The sequence below is a fragment of the Kiloniella sp. genome, assembly GCF_048259265.1.
Lineage (GTDB): Bacteria > Pseudomonadota > Alphaproteobacteria > Kiloniellales > Kiloniellaceae > Kiloniella.
Window position 1 is genome coordinate 154932 of record NZ_JBLXHT010000008.1, and the last position, 18297, is coordinate 173228.

Consider the following 18297-nt stretch of genomic DNA (forward strand, 5'->3'; position numbering starts at 1 on the left):
ACGACTTACTTTCCTCATCTCACACAGAATCTTCTTCTGTCTGGCAACTAAATTGGTTCAAACGCACTTTAAAAAGTATTGGCAAAATAACAGGAAGATCCGGGAAAGAAAACCACCTTGATCTTTCCAATGAAATTCCTGTTCAAATTCTATCTGATCAGATAATGCTCCCCAAGAGAAGTCACCTGATTACATATAAAAAACGGCCCGACAAACGGACCGTTTTTCATTATCTGTTACCGGAATTAGCCCGCTTTTGAAAAGCGTTCAGCAACGTATTCCCAATTTACAAGACTATCAACAAACGCTTTTACGTAATCAGGGCGCGCATTGCGGTAATCGATGTAGTAAGAGTGTTCCCACACATCACAACCAAGAAGCGCGTGACCACCAGTTACCAATGGATTTTCGCCATTTGCTGTTTTGGTCACAGCAAGCTTGCCGCTGTCGTCGAGCACAAGCCAGCACCAACCGGAACCGAACTGTGTCACACCAGCATTTACGAAGTCAGCTTTGAACTGATCAACACTACCGAAGTCTTCGATGATTTTCTTTTCAAGTTCACCAGGAATAGCGCCACCGCCATTTGGCTTCATCATGTTCCAGAACTCAATATGGTTCCAGTGCTGTGCAGCATTGTTAAAAATGCCCGCTTTAGACGCATCGCCAAAAGAGCCTTTAACGATCTCTTCAAGGGACTTACCTTCTAGGTCTGAACCTTCGAGAAGTTTGTTACCATTTACAACATAGGCGTTATGGTGTTTGTCATGGTGAAACTCAAGAGTTTCTGCAGACATGTATGGTCCCAGTGCATCGTAAGCATATGGAAGGGCTGGTAATTCAAGAGCCATGAGATTTCCCCAATTCTTTAGTTTCGTTTCAGTGTTCGAATTTCTGCCGCACTTTAGCCCGTTTCCCCCCTGTTTCAAAAGCGAAAACCGCATCTATATGATTTTCAGTTCCGAATAATCAAAAAGAAAAGAAAATCGGGAACAGATAAACGGGACATTCAAGCGAAAGGCTATTTATTTCTCGATCTTAAGTGTTAAAGCAGAAAGACATTTAAGTGTCTCCTCACTCACATGGTGTTCCACACCCTCGGCGTCAATCTCTGCCGTTGCATCACTGACGCCGGCGGCCTTCAAAAAACGAACGACAATTTCATGCCGACGGCGTGCAGCCAAAGCCATTTCACGCCCCTCCTCCGTCAAGAAAATCGATCGATAAGGCTTAGAAATAACTAATCCCTCGCGCTGTAGGCGTTGGATTATCTTATTAACGGTCGCGTGACTGACGCCCATACGTTCAGCCAGTTCAACGACTCGCGCCTCACCATTCACATTGATCAAATCATCAATCAATTCTACGTAATCTTCAGCGACTTCTGTTTTATGGGCTTCGCGGACACGCTCAAACTTTGCAGCCTGTTGTTCTGCATCTTCTAACTCTAAGTTCGATTCAGCGTTTCCCTGGTCAGTAACTGATGCCATGGACTTAAATATAACCTTCCGCCATTCATCTTAAGATCAACTCTGCTTCGCCCCTTACTTACCTTAAAGAATCCCGTATGTAAAAGAGCAAGCTCTTTCATCTATTCTTTAAAAATTTCTTTTTAGGCCCATACGAAACATAAGAAGGCACACGCCAATTATTACGCTATTGACACCAAATGTAGCCTAGGCTACAAATTAGCCCATCAGCAACATAACATTGCCCATCTACGCGAATCGATTCCCTCTCACCCAAAGACCCAAAAGCAAACGGACAGAAGAAACAAATGATGTTATTTAAATCGTTTACCTTTGTAACAAAGACTATCTTAGCAGCAGCGATGCTCATCGCATCTGGTCAGCTCGCCAAAGCTGATAAACCCGTTGTTGTTACCACCATTGCTCAGATTGCCGATGTCGTCAGCCATATCGTCGGGGATAAGATGGAAGTCGACAGCCTGATGGGCGAAGGCGTTGACCCTCACACCTATCGGATGAACAGATACGATGTTGCCGCCCTAACCAAGGCCGACATTGTTCTCTATAATGGTCTCTATCTAGAAGCCCAAATGGAGGACGCCCTAGAGCGTATGGCCACAAAGAAGCCAGTGATTCCTTTGGCAGAAACGATCAATGAATCTCTGCTATTAACCAGTCAGGATTACGAAAACAAAAACGATCCCCATGTTTGGATGGATGTCCGAAAGTGGATGGCCGTGACCAGTAAAGCACTTGATGTTATTAAAAAGCACGACCCAGTAAACGCCGATTTCTACGACAAAAATGCCGCCGAATATTTGATCAAACTGGAACAGCTTAATGGATATGTAGAAACTGTTCTTGCAACTGTTCCTTCGAACGAGCGAGTTGTTATCTCTGCTCATGATGCTTTTAACTATTTTGGCAAAGCATACGGCTTTGAAGTTGTCGGCATTCAGGGGTTAAGCACCGCAAGTGAAGCAGGATTAAAAAAGATTGAAACCCTTGTTGACCTTATCGTGACACGTAAGATCAGCGCCGTTTTTGTTGAAAGTTCTGTAGCCGATCGAAATGTAAAAGCTTTAATTGAAGGCGCTAAAGCTCGTGGTCATAACATAACAATCGGGGGCACGCTTTTTTCCGATGCTATGGGGCCTGCGGGAACCTACGAAGGCACCTATATCGGCATGCTTGATCACAATGCGACGGTAATTAGCCGTGCCCTTGGGGGCGAAGCACCGCTAGCTGGCATGAGCAAACAATTGACCTTGACCCAACACACAGCTAACTAAGGCTGTACAGGAAACTTTCTGATGATCGCGAAACTATTGAAATTGCAACCGAGTACATCCCTCAACTCAGAAGTCGCAAAGAAAGCCCCCTTGGCAATCGAAGGACTTTCTGTTGCCTATCACCACAAGCCAGTGGTCTGGGATCTCTCGTTTATTGCGCCGGAGAAAGGGTTGGTCGCGGTCGTAGGCCCCAATGGGGCCGGGAAGTCAACCTTCATCAAAGCTGCCCTTGGCTTGATCCCGAAACTATCGGGGGAAATCACCGTTTACGGTAAGCCCGTGGACAAGCAACGCAAGCTTATCGGATACGTCCCTCAAAGGGGCAGTGTGGACTGGGATTTCCCCGCCTCTGCGCTTGATGTTGTCACCATGGGACTTTACGGTGAGATTGGCTGGCTGAAACCCGTTCGAAAAGGCCATAAAGAACAGGCCCTATCTTATTTAGAGAAAGTCGGGATGGTCGATTTCGCAGATCGGCAGATCGGACAGCTATCTGGCGGGCAACAACAACGTGTTTTTCTTGCCCGCGCACTGGCACAGGACGCATTGCTTTATTTCATGGATGAACCTTTTGTCGGTGTCGATGCCGCGACAGAACGTGCCATTATCAATGTTTTGAAAAAGCTAAAAGATCAGGGAAAAACGGTAATCTGTGTTCACCATGATCTTCAATCGGCCCCGGATTATTTCGATCACGCGCTTATTCTTAATGTCAGGCCAGTGGCCAGTGGCCCAATGCACGAGGCCTTTACCTCTGAAAACTTACAACGCGCCTACGGTGGCCGCCTTGCACCTTCAGAATTGTCCGGGTTGATGTCTCTCGCAGGCCAGTGATCCTAACCTGAAGACCCAGAACACATTAAAAACCAGAAAATACCACCAGAAACGCCAAAGGCAGAATCGTGCTTCAGGAACTTTTTGAAATCCTAACTTTACAGAGTGGATACAACTCGAATGTTGTCCTTCTCGGTGCTGGCTTACTTGGCGCTGCAGGGGGAGTTGTCGGTGTCTTCTCTCTTTTGCGTAAACGCGCCTTGATCAGCGATGCAATCAGCCATGCAACTCTTCCCGGCATCACACTGGGGTTTCTGGTTGCCCTTGCCCTGACAGGGACAGGCAAAAGCCTTCCTTTTCTCATGATCGGCTCAACACTGAGCGGTATACTTGGCGTTTTATTAGTCCAATGGATCAAGGACAACACACGCCTTCCAGAAGATTCGGCTATTGGCACTGTGCTCAGTTCGTTCTTTGGTCTGGGCGTTGTATTGATGAGCTACATTCAAACCCTGAAAAGCGGGAGCCAGGCGGGTCTGCAGAGTTACTTACTAGGCTCCACAGCCAGTATGCTTCAGAGTGAAGCCGAAATGATCGCCACTTCAGCCCTTGTCATAACTGTGCTTACTGTCCTGTTCATGAAAGAATTTGGCTTGGTATGCTTTGATCCGGATTACGCTGCATCACGTGGCTGGGCCGTGAGTAAAATTGACCTTCTTATGATGGCCCTATTGCTCGCGGTTGTTGTCATTGGCCTTAAAACTGTAGGACTCATTCTGATCATCGCGCTTGTAATTATTCCACCCGTTGCGGCCCGTTTTTGGACTGATCGCCTGGGCATTATGGTTGCGATTTCTGCCTTTACGGGCGGGATAAGCTGTTATCTTGGGGCAGCGTTATCTGCGCTTACCCCGGACTTACCTTCCGGGGCAACAATCGTGTTGACCGCCACAGCTCTCTTTACACTCTCTCTTCTTTTTGCCCCGAAAAGAGGTGTGGTTGCCACGGCCTTAAGACAGTTTTCCTTCAGACTCAAAATTACGCGCCGCCGTGCTCTTTTATCCCTCGACAAAGGGCGACCTGATCTATCTCTTTTGGCCTCATTCTTGTTAAAACGTGAAGGCGTTTTGAACAACGACCTCACCCTAACAAAAAAGGGGGCGAGAACCGTTACTTCTATGTCCAGAGACCAAGCACTTTGGAATCAATACCTCAATGACTATCCGGAAGAAGCCTTCGCTCAAAACCGTTGGTCGCTTGCCATGATTACCGACATTCTTCCCCGCGATTTAATAAAAGAGCTGGAAATGTCGATTGACAATCCACAGAAGGAAATCGGCTAATGGATTTACCTCTCGCAGATTTTCTTCAGATTGATTTCCCGGCACTATTGGTTGCCTCGCTTGCTGGGCTTTGTTGTGGTTTACCAGGTAACTTCCTTGTTCTCAGACGCCAGAGTTTGATTGGCGACGCCATGAGCCACGTTGTTTTGCCGGGTATTGTGGTCGGCTACCTCTTATCCGGAACGCTGGATACATTGCCCATGCTCCTTGGCGCTTTGGGTGCGGCGCTTATATCTGCCCTATTGATCGAAGTGATCCGCCGCCTTGGTAATGTAGAACCCGGTGCAGCCATGGGAGTCGTTTTTACATCCATGTTTGCTCTTGGCGTGCTCATTTTGGAACAGACCGGAGCCTCAGGCGTTCACCTTGATGTCGAACACGCCCTGTACGGAAATCTGGAATCTACTCTCTGGTTCGGGTTGAACAACTGGTCTGATATTTTATCAACAGATGGACTGGCACAGATGCCGGGCAGTATCAGCAGGCTTGGGGGTGTTACCCTTCTCGTCCTGCTTGTCATTATTCTCTTTTTTAAAGAACTGAAGATATCAACCTTTGATCCCGCGATGGCAACGTCCTTGGGCTTCAATGCCCATTATATCAGTATTGGCCTGATCATCATAACTGCAACCTCTGCTGTTGCCGCATTTGATGCAGTTGGATCCATTCTTGTCATTGCCATGTTCATCTGCCCTGCCGCAACGGCACGCATGTGGACGGACAAATTGAGCTCCCAGATCATCTTGTCAGCCTTCTTTGCACTTTTATCCGGATGCTTCGGATACTTGATCGCCGCTTTTGGTCCCTTTTTAATCGGCGCAAATTATGCATTAAACGCTGCAGGCATGATTGCCGTTGTTGCCTGCTTGTTACAGGCCTTTTCCATGATATTTGCCCCGAATCACGGGACGCTCGGGCGTTTCCTGAAGCAGCGCAAAGCTCTTCAGGAACCTGCCGACATTTAAAACACCAATAATTTTATTGCCGTAAAACGTTTTCAAGAACATCCAGCGCTTTATTGGTCAGGATGTCGATCAGGACAACATCATCATCGACAATGACAAATTTACTGTTTTTTCGGCGTGGCAACCTGCTTTGTAAATCGTCAGGCAGATCGTGCTTGGCTAACCCCGGTGGTAAAGACCCTTTTTCATCCAACTGCTTTTGTATTCCGGGAGGCAAAGATTCTTTTTTTGCCAAACCTGTTGGCAGACCTTTTTTCTTACCCTTTCCTTTTTTCTTTTTGTGACCTTGAGTCGTCTGATCATCTTTATGGAAATAGCGATTAATCACTGTACGCTCAATCTCATTGATCACATCTTCAATGACCTGTTCCTGAGAACTCTGAGCAGCAGACGCGGGCGGCAAAGATACAAACCCAATAGCTCCAAAGCCAAGAACCGTTGGCACGACCGCCACAGCAAAACTTTGTCTGATTAGATGCTTCATAACGTAACCTCATTTCTTGTTCATTAGGAAACAGTATAAACGAAAAGAGGCCGTAATTGGATCAGCGTAAATATACGCAGCGGGTAAATGCTGATTATAACTTCTGGCTTTGAGTTGGAAGTTTGCGTTCCGAAAGCGGCGTACAGCCAAAGAAATTACGATAACAGCGCGAGAAATGCGCCGATGAATTATACCCACAGGCCAAAGCAACTTCGATAATCCGCATCTTGGTTTGCATGATCAACTGTCGTGATCGATAGAGCCTGAGTTCGCTATAATATCTGGCCGGCGACTTATTAAACTGCTTGCTAAACATACGTTCTAGTTGACGGCGTGACGATCCCGCAATTTTGGACAACTCTTCAAGACTCAAAGGCTCTTCCAAGTGATCTTCCATAATTTGGATCACCCGCAACAGGCGTTGATCTTGAATGGAATAGCGTGCGGAAAGACCAAAGTACTGGAACTCTCGACGATCTCTAATACGTTCATGTACAAACTGATCCGCCACCATTCTGGCCAACTCAAACCCATGCAGATCAGAGATAAAGTTCAGCATCATATCCAGCCCAGCCGTACCCCCCACACAGGTAAAACCCTTCGTACTGACTTCAAACAGCTCGTTCGATGTTTCTATATCGGGAAAAGTTTCTTTGAAGGCCGACAAATATTCCCAATGGACCGCACATTTGGTTTTATCAACCAACCCGGCTTTAGCCAGATAATACGACGCTGTATAAAGCGCCCCAATCACCTTGCCCTGACGCCCCACGGCTCTGAGCCATGGCATAAAATCACTGGTATCAAACCCCGATATATTATGTCCGCCACAAAGGATAATATTTTCAGGCTCGCTCGCAGATACCAAATCACCCCGCACCTCCAAGCGCAAACCATTTGATGCTTCAACGTTCTTTCCATCCAGTGAGAAAACAGGGCAATCATAAAGTTCTTCTCGTGCAACTTTATTTGCTACCCGCAAGGGCTCCATCGCAAAGGTAAAAGAATTCATTGAGAACCCAGGCAAGAGCAAAAAGCCAACACGCCGAGTTTTGCCTTCTTTGGGTTCTGGAAACATTTTATTCTCTTTTACGCCTAATGGTACTAATGAGCAGTACGAGCAACTGGATTCTGTCGCTTTTCACAAAAAACGACAGCTCCCCTTCTAAGCGGCCTTTTCCAAGGTTTCAATAGCAGAAACAAGAAAGGCTGCCTGAAACAGACAGCCTTTCATAATTAGACGCATTATTTATGCTTTAACTATTTAACTTAATTGTTACTCAAGGCGTAAAGAGTGAAGTGTAGATTTCTCTACGTGAGCGATGAAACAACGCATAAGAATATCGGGAAGAAGGATCAAGTTAAACAGCTATACTTTATTCTTGTGCCAATACTCGATCGCAGCACCGACGCCCTTGCCGGGTTCAATATCCATTCCCATATCGCGCATAACCATTTCGGCTCCGCCAAGTGCACTAAACAGCATACATTCGTTCAGATCACCAAGGTGTCCGATCCGGAATAACTTTCCGGCGACTTGGGTAAGCCCCCCGCCAAGGGAAAGATTATAATCCTGATAGGCTCGCTTAACGATTTCTTGTCCGTCAATCCCTTCAGGAACCATAACACCGGTAACTGTATCAGATTGCCATGCAGGCGTTTTGGCACAGGTCGACAGCCCCCATGCGACAACAGCCTGCCGTACCCCTTCGGCCAGACGATGGTGTCTTTGCCACACGTTCTCCATGCCCTCTTCAAGCAGTACATCAACAGAAGCACGCAAGCCTCTCAACAATCCCATGGCAGGTGTATAGGGACCAAAACCAGTACGCGCCTGGTTAATCATCATCTTAAAATCAAAATAGAACCGCGGGCACGATGCCGTTTCGCCCGCTTGAAGCGCCTTTTGGCTAACGCCAATAATGCCAAGCCCTGTTGGCAACATGAAGCCTTTTTGTGAACCAGCGACGGCAAGATCAACGCCCCATGCGTCCATATCAAACTCAATGGCACCAATTGAACTGATACCATCCACATACAACAACGCTGGGTGGTTACAGGCATCCAAAGCTTCGCGAACACCCTTGATATCAGATGTAACACCCGTTGCCGTTTCATTGTGACAAACAATGACACCTTTGATCTCATGCTGGGTATCAGCAGCAAGGCGTTCAGCAATTTGCTCTACAGGCGCACCCTCGCCCCACGGCACATCAATATCTTCGACCTCAATACCAAGTGCACGACACGAATCAATCCACAGGCTCGAAAACTGTCCGAAACGCGCCGTAAGCACTTTATCGCCCGGTGAAAGCGTATTGGTAATGGCCGCTTCCCATCCACCCGTCCCGGATGATGGAAAAACAATCACTTCACCTTTGTCTGTCCGGAAGATTTTTTTCAAATCTTCAAACAAGGGCACCATGAAATCCGGCGCAGACATAGCCCGGTGATCCTCTGTATTTATATCCATCGCCAGACGAATACGTTCCGGCATATTTGTTGGTCCGGGGATGAAAAGTGAATTGCGGCCAGCCATCATTAAATCCTTAGCAGTATCTTTAAAATAAATTCATCAGAGAGTACGCAAACGGACCCTTTGTAAAAAGGGTAAATTCGGATTAACAATTGTGACATAAACGCAATAATCCCTTTTTCATTCATCAAGCTTGCCTGCCTCTCAAAAAAGACGCAGAGTTTTGGCTCTCATCAATCATACCCTCAAATCGAGCCTCTCCATGACACTAGAAGTTTGGCTATTTTTCATAGCCGTTAGTTTTGTTCCGGCAATCAGCCCAGGACCGGCGGTATTATTAGCACTTTCAAACACCCTTAAATTTGGCGGGCGCGCAACGATCTGGTCCGCAACAGGCAATGCACTTGGCTTATTTATTCTCGGATTTGGAGTTGCTCTGGGCTTGGGTACAATTATGGAAACGTCAGCCCTAGCCTTTACCATACTAAAATTTATTGGCGCGGCTTATCTGATCTGGCTTGGCATCAAAACTTGGAGAGATAAAAGCGGCTTGGTAGAAGACGATGTAAACATACGCCCTCCACAAAAACACAAACTTTTTTCAACGGCTCTAATTGTATCGCTGACCAACCCAAAAGCGATCGTCGTTATATTGGCCCTGTTTCCTCCCTTTATGAGCGCAGAAGGATCCGCCCTATTTCAGGCAACAATCTTATCGGCAACTTATGCAATTCTCTGTTTCTTAAATCATCTGATGATTGCCATGATGGGCGGACGCTTGAAAAACTTTATGAGCAATATAAAGCGCATTCGTCTTGTTCGCCGCGTGCTCGGCGCAACTTTTATCAGCTTTGGTGCTCTGCTCGCTTCAGCTCAAAGGTAACCTACCATCCCATTCTGTCCGCAAAAGCATGCCAGCGAATCATAAAGGGCATGAACCACGGAGATCCGCTATAAAATGGCCTGCTATTAAAAGGCAGATCATCCAATTCGGTCCGACCTTCAGGATCATCCAAAATTTTCAACGCTGTCTTACGACCGAAATAGACAGCGCGTCCAACGCCTGAGCCACAATACCCCATAGCATAATGCACACCATCGATTCTCCCCACATGCGGCGCATGATCAAAAGTATAGGCCACAACACCGGACCACGCATATTCAATTTTTGCCGATTGTAACTGTGGATAAATTCGTCGCATCGCTGCTCCAAGGTATGATACGTACTCTCCGGGGTTATCGTTGAGATCCTTTGCACGACCGCCAAAGATCATTCGTTTTCCATCAGGCGACGGACGGTAATAAAAAACCAAACGGTGCGTATCGCCATGCCCTCTTAATTTAGGTGAAAGTTCTAGAATTTTCTCTTTGGGTAATTCTTCTGTCGCGGTTACCGCAGAGCGGATCGGGATAATGCGCTGGCGAAACCATTTTAGATTTTTAGGTGTGTAGCCATTCGTGGCCACGATAACATCGCGCGCTTTCAAGGAATGGTTCTTCGTGCGCACCTCTAACTCACCTGCTGAGCCAGAAACATCCTGCACGGCTTGTCCACCATAAACTTTTGCCCCCGCCTCAGTAGCTTTACTCAAAAGTCCTTGTAGTAATAACGCAGGCTGGAGTGTGCCATCATCTTCATACACAGCGCCACCATGATAAAGATCAGACCCAATTTCATTGTGTTGTCCAGATTTTGGAACCATATGTGCGTTGAGACCAAGTTCTTTTTGCATAACCTCAACTTGTCGGGCGAGGCTATCATAATGCTTAGGACGAACGGCACCTCGAAACCGCCCACGCATTACCAATTCACAATCGATTTTTTCCTCTTCCACAAAAGAAATTAACGACCGCATGCTATCCAGACTTTCACGCATGATGCCACGCGCTTTATCTTTCCCATAGGCGCGCTCTAGCCCTTTAAGACCGAGTTTATGAAAGCTTGGACCCAACAGGCCCCCGTTTCGCGCTGAACATCCCCATCCCGGACGTTCAGCGTCCAAAACAACGACAGATCGCCCTGCACGCGCCAGAGTAAGCGCCGCAGAAAGTCCTGTGTATCCTGCGCCAATAATGACAACATCAACTTTTTTAGGTGGGGTATCAGACTGAACGGAACTATCAGGCTGAAAACGAGGATCAGTCCACCAGAAAGGTTGATGCTTGAAAGTTTCAAATTCGGCCATGGCCATGCTCAGTAATTGGAGAGAAAAGAATCACGTGAAAGATTTACATCTAAAATAAAGAATATCGTCGAATAGTAAGCTGCCACGTCGATGAAATCATGGGAAGCAAAAAGCTAGGTTTCTGTACTTTAACGACGCTAAATGATCACGTCATATACCTTCCTCTTATCTTTTATCCAGCGGCACTTCTGTTGTTTCTTTAATTCTTTCCATAGAAAAGTATGACGTCACATCATGCAATGGTGCCGTGCGAATAATCTTCTTATAAACCCTGTCATAGTCCTCGATACTAGACACCAGAATCTTCAACAGATAATCCACGTTCCCATTAAGTCGATGGAATTCAACCACCTCATCAATCTTACTGATACCCTCGGAGAAACTTTCAAGCCATCCATCCCCATGATGCGCTGTTCGCAGCTCGACAAAAACCGTCAACTCTTTCCCCACCATAGCCGGATCAACCAAGGCCACCTGTTTTTTTATAACACCAGATTCCTGCAATAACTTTATGCGACGCCAGCAGGCGTTGGTGGACAGATTAACCAACTCGGCAATTTCCGATGCGGGGCGACTGGCATCACGCTGTAGCTCCTTTAAAATTCGGAGATCAATATCATCTAACTTCATCGAGCTCTCTTATATTGGGATATTTTCTCAAGAAGTTGGTATATTACCACGAAGAATGAGAAAATTTCACCTGTAATGTTGATCTATACTGAGAAAAAGCAAAAACGAATAACGATTTCTTGGTGAACTAAATGAAAAAAATTATCGACAATCTTTTTATTGATCATCCGCAAGCTGTGAACGAAACCTATTTTGAGCACATGGGACAGGCTTTGTATTTTTCATTTAACATGTGCCTTGGTTTTTTTGTTTGCTTTTGCCATGCCTTTATTCCAGGCGCTTTTGAAAAAACCGGCAGCCAACTAGTTACAAAACTGTACGACAGAATGGTTCAGAATCGTATGCGTCATCAGGCTAAGCAAGATACATCAATCGAAAATACAAAACCAAATCGCGCCTGATAGCTCTTTATCCTTCAGCAATATTCATAATTTTGCCGCCTCTTTAATCAAAAGCGTGCTCTATCATTAGTTTTGCTTAACAGATAATTTTTTAAGATTTCAGAGTGATCTTCCTATAGGATCTTCGCAAATACTTGTTGCGCCTTCAGCGTGATACAACCACAAAGACATATTGAGTAAAACAATGCCTGTTCTCGTTTTCGGGGCTGAAAAGTACGCCCAGATGAAACTACTAATACCTGGCGTAATGCTAGCAGTTATCTTGGCTTTTGCAGCAACTTTTATATCCGATCACCATGGTGGGCCGACACTTCTTTATGCCCTTCTTTTTGGTATGAGCCTTAATTCCCTCATCGAAGGATCATCCGCAAAACCAGGCATTGAGTTCACAAGCAAATCTCTCTTACGCATTGGTGTTGCTCTTTTAGGCGTAAGGATTGGTCTGGATCAAATTACCCAACTTGGGATTACATCAACCATAATTTTGGTCATCGCAGTCGTCGTGACCATTGCATCGGGTGTACTACTTGCCCGTTTTTTTGGATTTGATAAACGCTTCGGATTGTTAACAGGAGGCGCCACCGCAATTTGCGGTGCTTCGGCGGCTCTGGCGATTTCGGCTGCCATGCCAGCTTCTCCAAACAAAGAACGCTCTACTCTTTTTGCTGTTGTCGCGGTCACAACTCTGTCTACGCTGGCCATGATTCTTTACCCCCCTCTTACATTATGGCTAGAAATGACGCCCGAAGAATCAGGTTTTTTTATTGGCGGAACAATTCACGATGTCGCACAGGTTGTTGGGGCAGGCTATTCCATTTCACCAGAAGCAGGTGATGCGGCCACCGTGGCAAAGCTTTTCCGCGTGGCACTTCTTGTTCCGATTACACTTTTTGTCATGACAATCTTCAAACAAACCAGCACAAACAAGATTAAGGCTTATCTGCCCCCACTCTTTTTAATCGGTTTCATTGCTTTCACTGGCTTACGTTCTACAGGGGTACTTTCAGATTTTTGGATTACCCAACTTTCCGAGCTATCCCGCTGGTGCCTCATCGCCGCTATCGCAGCCGTAGGGCTCAAAACATCTCTGCGTGATGTTCTCCAGATTGGGCATCAGGCATTAATCTTGGTCGTCGTCGAAACCATCATTATTGCCGGCCTGATCATAGGCAGTATCTATTTAGTACATTGATAAAGCAGACACAAAAAGGGCACGAACATAATACCTAATGTTCGTGCCATTGAATAAATAAGATAGCTATATCAACTGCCACCTATGTCTTTCTATGCATCACCTAAGGCTGCAATAATGCGGACCCAGGACCGAATGCCTTTATGGAAGCTTTTAAGGTCGTATTTTTCATTAGGGCTGTGAATACGGTCATCTTCCAGAGCAAAGCCAACCAAAAGAGTTTCCATACCTAAGACACGCCGGAATTCAGTCGTAATAGGAATAGAACCGCCAGACCCGATCAGGGCAGCTTCTTTGTTCCACTCATCAGAAAGCGCCTTAATTACTTCCTGCGTTTCTGGCATATCCGTATCGACAACCAAGGGACCAAATTCTCCCCCAACGGATTCATATTCAACAGAACAATCGGCTGGTAAGCGAGCTTCAACAAAGCACCGGAATGCCTCCCGAATTTTACTGGGTTCTTGCTGGTCAACCAAACGGAAAGTAAACTTGGCATTCGCTTCGGCTGGAATAACAGTTTTAGACCCCTCGCCGTTATATCCACCCCAGATACCATTCACTTCACAGGTCGGGCGTGATGTCAGTTGTTCAAGGACAGAGTAGCCCTCTTCACCTGCAGGCACAGAAAGTCCGACTTCACCAAGGAATTCTTCGCTATCAAATCCCAATTCATCCCACTGTTTTTTAATATCCGCAGGCAATTCACCGACGCCATCATAAAACCCGGGAATTTGAACACGCCCTTTATCATCCCGAAGATCCCCAATAATTTTAGATAAAACATGCAACGGATTGCGCGCAGCAGAACCATATCCACCAGAATGTAAATCACGGTCAGCAGCCTTGATAACAAGGTTCTCTTTCATCATCCCGCGAAGGCGAACTGTAATCGCAGGCGTATCCTTATCCCACATACTAGTATCACAGACCAACGCCAGATCGGCCTTTAATTCATCTTTATGTGTCGCCAGAAAATCATCCAGACTTGGGCTACCAGTTTCTTCTTCGCCTTCAAAAATGATCGACGCATTCAGCGGTAGCTTACCCGTTACAGCACGCCAAGCGCGACATGCTTCGACAAAAGTAAGAAGCTGACCTTTATCATCTGATGTGCCGCGACCTGTTAGCTCTTTGCTACCGTCAGCGAGTTCCTTGATGGTAGGCTCAAACGGCGGGTTATGCCATAGCTCCAACGGATCGACAGGCTGAACATCGTAATGTCCGTAGAACAGTACATGTGGGCCTGTATCCTGATCGGGTGTATGGGCAACGACCATAGGATGGCCAGGGGTTGGCCGCACAGAAGCATCGAACTGAAGCTCTTTGAGTTCTCGCTCTAACCATTCTGCCGCCTTCTGGCATTCTGCTTTATAAGCGGGATCTGTAGAAATACTTTCAATTCTGACAAGGTCAAATAATCTATCTATTGATTCTTCCAGATGGTCATCCACGTGGGATAACACTTGATCCAAAGCGCTCATTCCTATGCTCCTAGTGTTTGTATTTTTTATTAGCCCCGATAAGGCATGTTGAATTCCGTCAAAAACATCCTGTGATCATTGATATAAATTTTTGAGAACAAGGAATAACGGGTAAAAAGTTATGCAAGGCTAACAGAACCTAACTTGACTAGGCAAGCTGTGTTTCCGAAAGGTATTTAACCGAAATCTATAATAGGCAAACAGAAATAATCCACTTACAGTTATCTGGGATTATAAAAGAGATAAATAAAGCTCTCATAGGGAAAGAACAAATGACCAACGACACAACAAATCCTGTACTCGGTATATTGGGCATTGGATATTTCGCCTCTTATTTTACAAGCTCTCTCAGAAACGGTGGATATCAGGGGAAAATATATCTATCACCAAGAAATGTGCAAACTGCAGAGAAAATTTCGAAAGAACATCATTGCTTAATAGCACAGAGAAATCAGGATGTTATAGATAGGTCCGACATTGTTTTACTCTCTGTCAGGCCCGAACAGTTATCCGATTTATTGGAATCGTTAGCTTTTCGAAATGATCAAATTGTGATTACCGCAGTCGCAGGAAAAACAATCGCCGAACATTACGCAGTTGCAAAGCACTTACCCCAAACCCTGGTTCGTATGATCCCCGTCTGTAGCATCGAAGCTGGCGAAGGCGTTGTTCCTATTTATCCGCCCAACCCAGAGGTAGAAAAGCTCGCAAATTTTACAGGTACTCCAATAAGCTTTGATTCCGAACATGATTTTGATCTGGCTCTAACAACATCCTGTATGAACGGGTGGCTTTATGAGTTTTTTGGCACAATGACAAATTGGCTGCAAGAAAAAGGCCTTCCCGAAGACAAGGCCCGTAACATTATTCTACACAACATAAGAGGCGCAACCGCCTACGCCCTGCAAAAAGAAGATCAAAAACTCGCCGCCATCACCAATGAGATTGCCACAGAAGGGACATTTACGCTGGAGGGGTTAAATCTTCTAAAGAAGGAACAGGGATTTACCGCCTGGGATCATGCTCTGGAACATGTGCATAAAAAACTCGGGGAATAGACATCATTCTATACGATCTAATCCTGATGAATTAGATCAGACGAGTTGGCCCAAACGATTTAGCTCAGTATTTTTAAGGTCAAAATTTCCTGAATGAGAGGTAAGCTTATCTCTACGCGAAACTCACCATTTCCTATATCAAGCTGTAGAACGATGGACACACGTTGCTAAAGGCTGGCTGGGTATGGTGTTGAGTATAATACTTTCTCTTATTATAGAATTATGAGTTTATTCTATAATAAGACTTATACCAATCGACAAAATGACCAATACCCTCTTCAATAGTCGTCGAAGGCTGATACCCGGTAATTTCAGTAAGCTCACTAACATCTGCCCATGTGGCCGGAACATCGCCATCTTGCATTGGAAGCATATTGTATTGGGCTTTTTTTCCCAATTTATCTTCTAATATTTCAATATACCGCATAAGCTTTTCGCACCGAGTATTACCAATGTTTACAACTCTATAGGGAGCGACACCACTCGTACTTGGGTTTGGATTATTACTATCCCAACACGGATCAAGGCCTGGGGGAACATCAGCCAGGCGCCTTATACCTTCAGCAATATCTTTAACGTACGTAAAGTCACGCTGCATATTACCCTTGTTGAAAACATTGATTGGTTTTCCGGCTATAATATCCCGTGTAAACATAAAGAGCGCCATATCAGGACGCCCCCATGGGCCATATACAGTAAAAAAACGCATTCCAGTACTTGGAATGTTAAATAGATGCGAATACGCATGCGCCATCATCTCATTGGATTTCTTCGTCGCAGCATAAAGTGTCATTGGATGCTCGGCACTCTCTGAGACTTTAAAAGGCATACTGGTATTAGCCCCATAAGCTGAACTAGTCGAAGCGTAGACTAGATGCTCAACAGGGTAATGCCTGCATGCCTCTAGAATATTTAAAAACCCATCAACATTTGAATGTAAATAGGCCCTTGGATTTTCCAGACTGTAACGTACCCCAGCCTGCGCCGCCAAATTCACACAAATATCAGGCCGATGATCTTTAAACACCTGTTCAACTGCAGGCCCGTCGGCGAGATCAATACGTTTTTCAATAAAATTTTCAAACTTAAAAAGGTTGGATAAACGAGCTTCTTTCAAAGAAACATCATAATAATCACTAACAATATCAACCCCAATTACTTCATGACCTTGTGACAACAGAAACTCTGCCAGATGAAACCCTATAAAACCTGCAGTACCAGTAATTACGTAGGTCTTTTTGCTCATTATCACATCCGATTATTAGAGAGAAACCTCAAGTTCGTGGATTTTCTAGCACTCTTACAAACCAAGAGACAAGCCGTACATATCTACACGCATAAATAATATACTGATTGCATAATATGTTTGATTGTCAGTTCACCGAAAACCTCAACCTTTAGGTACTTCGATGATCCCTCTTATAAATATGTCTGTTCTTTCCGCTATTTTGGACCAAGCGTATTTGCGATGGACAAGCGCACGACCTCGGTTGCCCATTTGCATAGCGACTTTAGGATCATCGTGCAGCTTTGAAACTGCCTTCACAATATCTGTCACGGCCCCCTGAGGAACGAGAATGCCACAATCCCCCTCTTGAATGACATCTGCTTGTCCATCCATCTCACTGACTACCGCAGGAACCCCACAAGAAAGCGTTTCGAATAGTTTAAGAGGATAAGCGCCATAAAGTCCTCTTTGATCAATGTTCTCAGTTAAAGCAAAACCGATCTGTGCATTGGCTATAAGATAGGGAATTTCATTATAAGAAACACGTCCAATGTACCGAATATGCTCATACCTCTTAGCATATTCCTCGACAGAACCACGCATAGCGCCATCCCCAGCCAGAAGAAGATTCAATCCTTTTGGCCAATTAGATGACGATGCAGCTTCAAGAATTGCCTGAATTCCTTGCCATCGGGCAAATGTTCCAAAAAAAACGGCATAGGGCTGTGTAATTTCACTCTCAAATGACAGCCTCCTAGGTTGCAATTCAGATAATTTCAAAAACTCCGAAATATTTGCGCCGTTAGTGATTACCTCATATGAAACGTGTTCATCCTTATCAACTAACTTGGCGCGACAGTACCTCTGCAAGCCAGGGGTTACAGAGATTATCCCTTTCGCCCGTTTCAACTGCCCGGTCATCATCCAATCAAAAAGACCGCGAAAGCGGCGAACGAATGGCCATGCGATGTAAAGATCTTCGTAGGGCCCATTAACCTCTACAATGGACGGTACTGAGCGCAAAGATGCAATCAAAGCAATGACAAATCCCGCAAAGTGCATTCTCGCATAGTAAACATCGGGCTTTTCAGTGAAAAGTACCCGCCACCAAAGATTGAAGAGCGAAAATATACGTGCCGTAATACTCGGCAGCCCTTTTCCCCGATATTGAGGCGTCATGAGTGTGACGTTCCACCCGGAGCGTTCCAGCCCCTCGACCACTTCGCAAACATGCGTGTATGAGGCATGCCCCTCGCGCAGAGGTTCAAAAGAAACATAAACCAGAGAATTAGATGTATTTAATCCGGTCATCACG

The 18297-nt window shown here is 45.6% G+C and carries 18 protein-coding genes; 8 read left to right on the forward strand and 10 right to left on the reverse strand.

The genetic code is table 11. The features are described from left to right. Positions 1 to 245: 245 nt before the first annotated feature. Together ACN0QW_RS13900 and mntR are read right to left on the reverse strand one after the other, a co-directional pair. Positions 246 to 851: a superoxide dismutase gene (locus ACN0QW_RS13900; protein WP_299378537.1), complete on the reverse strand. Its 606-nt coding sequence runs from the start codon at positions 849 to 851 to the stop codon at positions 246 to 248. Positions 852 to 1025: 174 nt separating this feature from the next. Next, positions 1026 to 1490: a manganese-binding transcriptional regulator MntR gene (mntR, locus tag ACN0QW_RS13905; protein ID WP_417432203.1), complete on the reverse strand. Its 465-nt coding sequence runs from the start codon at positions 1488 to 1490 to the stop codon at positions 1026 to 1028. A 287-nt stretch (positions 1491 to 1777) separates the two neighbouring features. Here mntR and ACN0QW_RS13910 point away from each other — a divergent pair, with 287 nt between their 5' ends. The 4 genes from ACN0QW_RS13910 (at position 1778) to ACN0QW_RS13925 (ending at position 5843) form a co-directional block, all read left to right on the forward strand. Then, the gene (locus ACN0QW_RS13910; protein WP_299378541.1) at positions 1778 to 2761 is read left to right on the forward strand and encodes a metal ABC transporter solute-binding protein, Zn/Mn family; all 984 of its coding nucleotides are present in this window, start codon (positions 1778 to 1780) and stop codon (positions 2759 to 2761) included. Between the two features lie 21 nt (positions 2762 to 2782). Continuing rightward, on the forward strand, positions 2783 to 3595 hold the full coding sequence (locus tag ACN0QW_RS13915) for a metal ABC transporter ATP-binding protein (RefSeq protein WP_417432204.1): 813 nt from the start codon (positions 2783 to 2785) through the stop codon (positions 3593 to 3595). A 68-nt stretch (positions 3596 to 3663) separates the two neighbouring features. Beyond that, positions 3664 to 4878, forward strand: coding sequence for a metal ABC transporter permease (locus ACN0QW_RS13920; protein WP_417432205.1), 1215 nt, complete (start codon positions 3664 to 3666; stop codon positions 4876 to 4878). Further along, a complete protein-coding gene (locus tag ACN0QW_RS13925; protein ID WP_417432206.1) occupies positions 4878 to 5843 on the forward strand; it encodes a metal ABC transporter permease in 966 nt (321 codons plus the stop codon). The genes ACN0QW_RS13920 and ACN0QW_RS13925 overlap by 1 nt, the downstream gene beginning before the upstream one ends. A 13-nt stretch (positions 5844 to 5856) precedes the next feature. Here ACN0QW_RS13925 and ACN0QW_RS13930 read toward each other — a convergent pair whose 3' ends face one another. The 3 genes from ACN0QW_RS13930 to ACN0QW_RS13940 all read right to left on the reverse strand — a co-directional run bounded on the left by ACN0QW_RS13930 (position 5857) and on the right by ACN0QW_RS13940 (position 8869). Then, positions 5857 to 6327, reverse strand: coding sequence for a hypothetical protein (locus ACN0QW_RS13930; RefSeq protein WP_417432207.1), 471 nt, complete (start codon positions 6325 to 6327; stop codon positions 5857 to 5859). Between the two features lie 94 nt (positions 6328 to 6421). Then, positions 6422 to 7405, reverse strand: coding sequence for a GlxA family transcriptional regulator (locus tag ACN0QW_RS13935; RefSeq protein WP_417432208.1), 984 nt, complete (start codon positions 7403 to 7405; stop codon positions 6422 to 6424). A 291-nt stretch (positions 7406 to 7696) separates the two neighbouring features. Beyond that, positions 7697 to 8869 (reverse strand): aminotransferase class V-fold PLP-dependent enzyme, encoded by a 1173-nt coding sequence (locus tag ACN0QW_RS13940; protein WP_417432209.1) that lies wholly within the window; start codon positions 8867 to 8869, stop codon positions 7697 to 7699. A gap of 196 nt (positions 8870 to 9065) precedes the next feature. Between ACN0QW_RS13940 and ACN0QW_RS13945 the strand changes: the two genes are divergently transcribed. After that, a complete protein-coding gene (locus ACN0QW_RS13945) occupies positions 9066 to 9686 on the forward strand; it encodes a LysE family translocator (protein WP_417432210.1) in 621 nt (206 codons plus the stop codon). Position 9687: 1 nt separating this feature from the next. Here ACN0QW_RS13945 and ACN0QW_RS13950 read toward each other — a convergent pair whose 3' ends face one another. Together ACN0QW_RS13950 and ACN0QW_RS13955 are read right to left on the reverse strand one after the other, a co-directional pair. After that, on the reverse strand, positions 9688 to 10989 hold the full coding sequence (locus ACN0QW_RS13950; RefSeq protein ID WP_417432211.1) for an FAD-dependent oxidoreductase: 1302 nt from the start codon (positions 10987 to 10989) through the stop codon (positions 9688 to 9690). Positions 10990 to 11154: 165 nt separating this feature from the next. Further along, complete coding sequence (locus ACN0QW_RS13955; protein ID WP_417432212.1) at positions 11155 to 11619, reverse strand: Lrp/AsnC family transcriptional regulator; 465 nt, start codon at positions 11617 to 11619, stop codon at positions 11155 to 11157. Positions 11620 to 11750: 131 nt separating this feature from the next. Here ACN0QW_RS13955 and ACN0QW_RS13960 point away from each other — a divergent pair, with 131 nt between their 5' ends. Together ACN0QW_RS13960 and ACN0QW_RS13965 are read left to right on the forward strand one after the other, a co-directional pair. Then, positions 11751 to 12020, forward strand: coding sequence for a DUF6356 family protein (locus tag ACN0QW_RS13960; protein WP_417432213.1), 270 nt, complete (start codon positions 11751 to 11753; stop codon positions 12018 to 12020). Positions 12021 to 12204: 184 nt separating this feature from the next. After that, entirely contained in the window at positions 12205 to 13212 is a 1008-nt protein-coding gene (locus ACN0QW_RS13965) for a YeiH family protein (protein ID WP_417432214.1), read from the forward strand. A gap of 92 nt (positions 13213 to 13304) precedes the next feature. Here ACN0QW_RS13965 and ACN0QW_RS13970 read toward each other — a convergent pair whose 3' ends face one another. Further along, positions 13305 to 14696, reverse strand: a complete 1392-nt coding sequence (locus tag ACN0QW_RS13970) for a dipeptidase (RefSeq protein ID WP_417432215.1) — start codon at positions 14694 to 14696, stop codon at positions 13305 to 13307. A gap of 272 nt (positions 14697 to 14968) precedes the next feature. Here ACN0QW_RS13970 and ACN0QW_RS13975 point away from each other — a divergent pair, with 272 nt between their 5' ends. Continuing rightward, on the forward strand, positions 14969 to 15754 hold the full coding sequence (locus ACN0QW_RS13975; protein ID WP_417432216.1) for an NAD(P)-binding domain-containing protein: 786 nt from the start codon (positions 14969 to 14971) through the stop codon (positions 15752 to 15754). Positions 15755 to 15974: 220 nt separating this feature from the next. Here the strand turns inward: ACN0QW_RS13975 and ACN0QW_RS13980 are convergent, their stop codons facing one another. Together ACN0QW_RS13980 and ACN0QW_RS13985 are read right to left on the reverse strand one after the other, a co-directional pair. Next, the gene (locus ACN0QW_RS13980) at positions 15975 to 17000 is read right to left on the reverse strand and encodes an NAD-dependent epimerase (RefSeq protein WP_417432217.1); all 1026 of its coding nucleotides are present in this window, start codon (positions 16998 to 17000) and stop codon (positions 15975 to 15977) included. 144 nt (positions 17001 to 17144) lie between these two features. Next, the gene (locus tag ACN0QW_RS13985) at positions 17145 to 18293 is read right to left on the reverse strand and encodes a glycosyltransferase family 4 protein (protein ID WP_417432218.1); all 1149 of its coding nucleotides are present in this window, start codon (positions 18291 to 18293) and stop codon (positions 17145 to 17147) included. Positions 18294 to 18297: the final 4 nt, after the last annotated feature.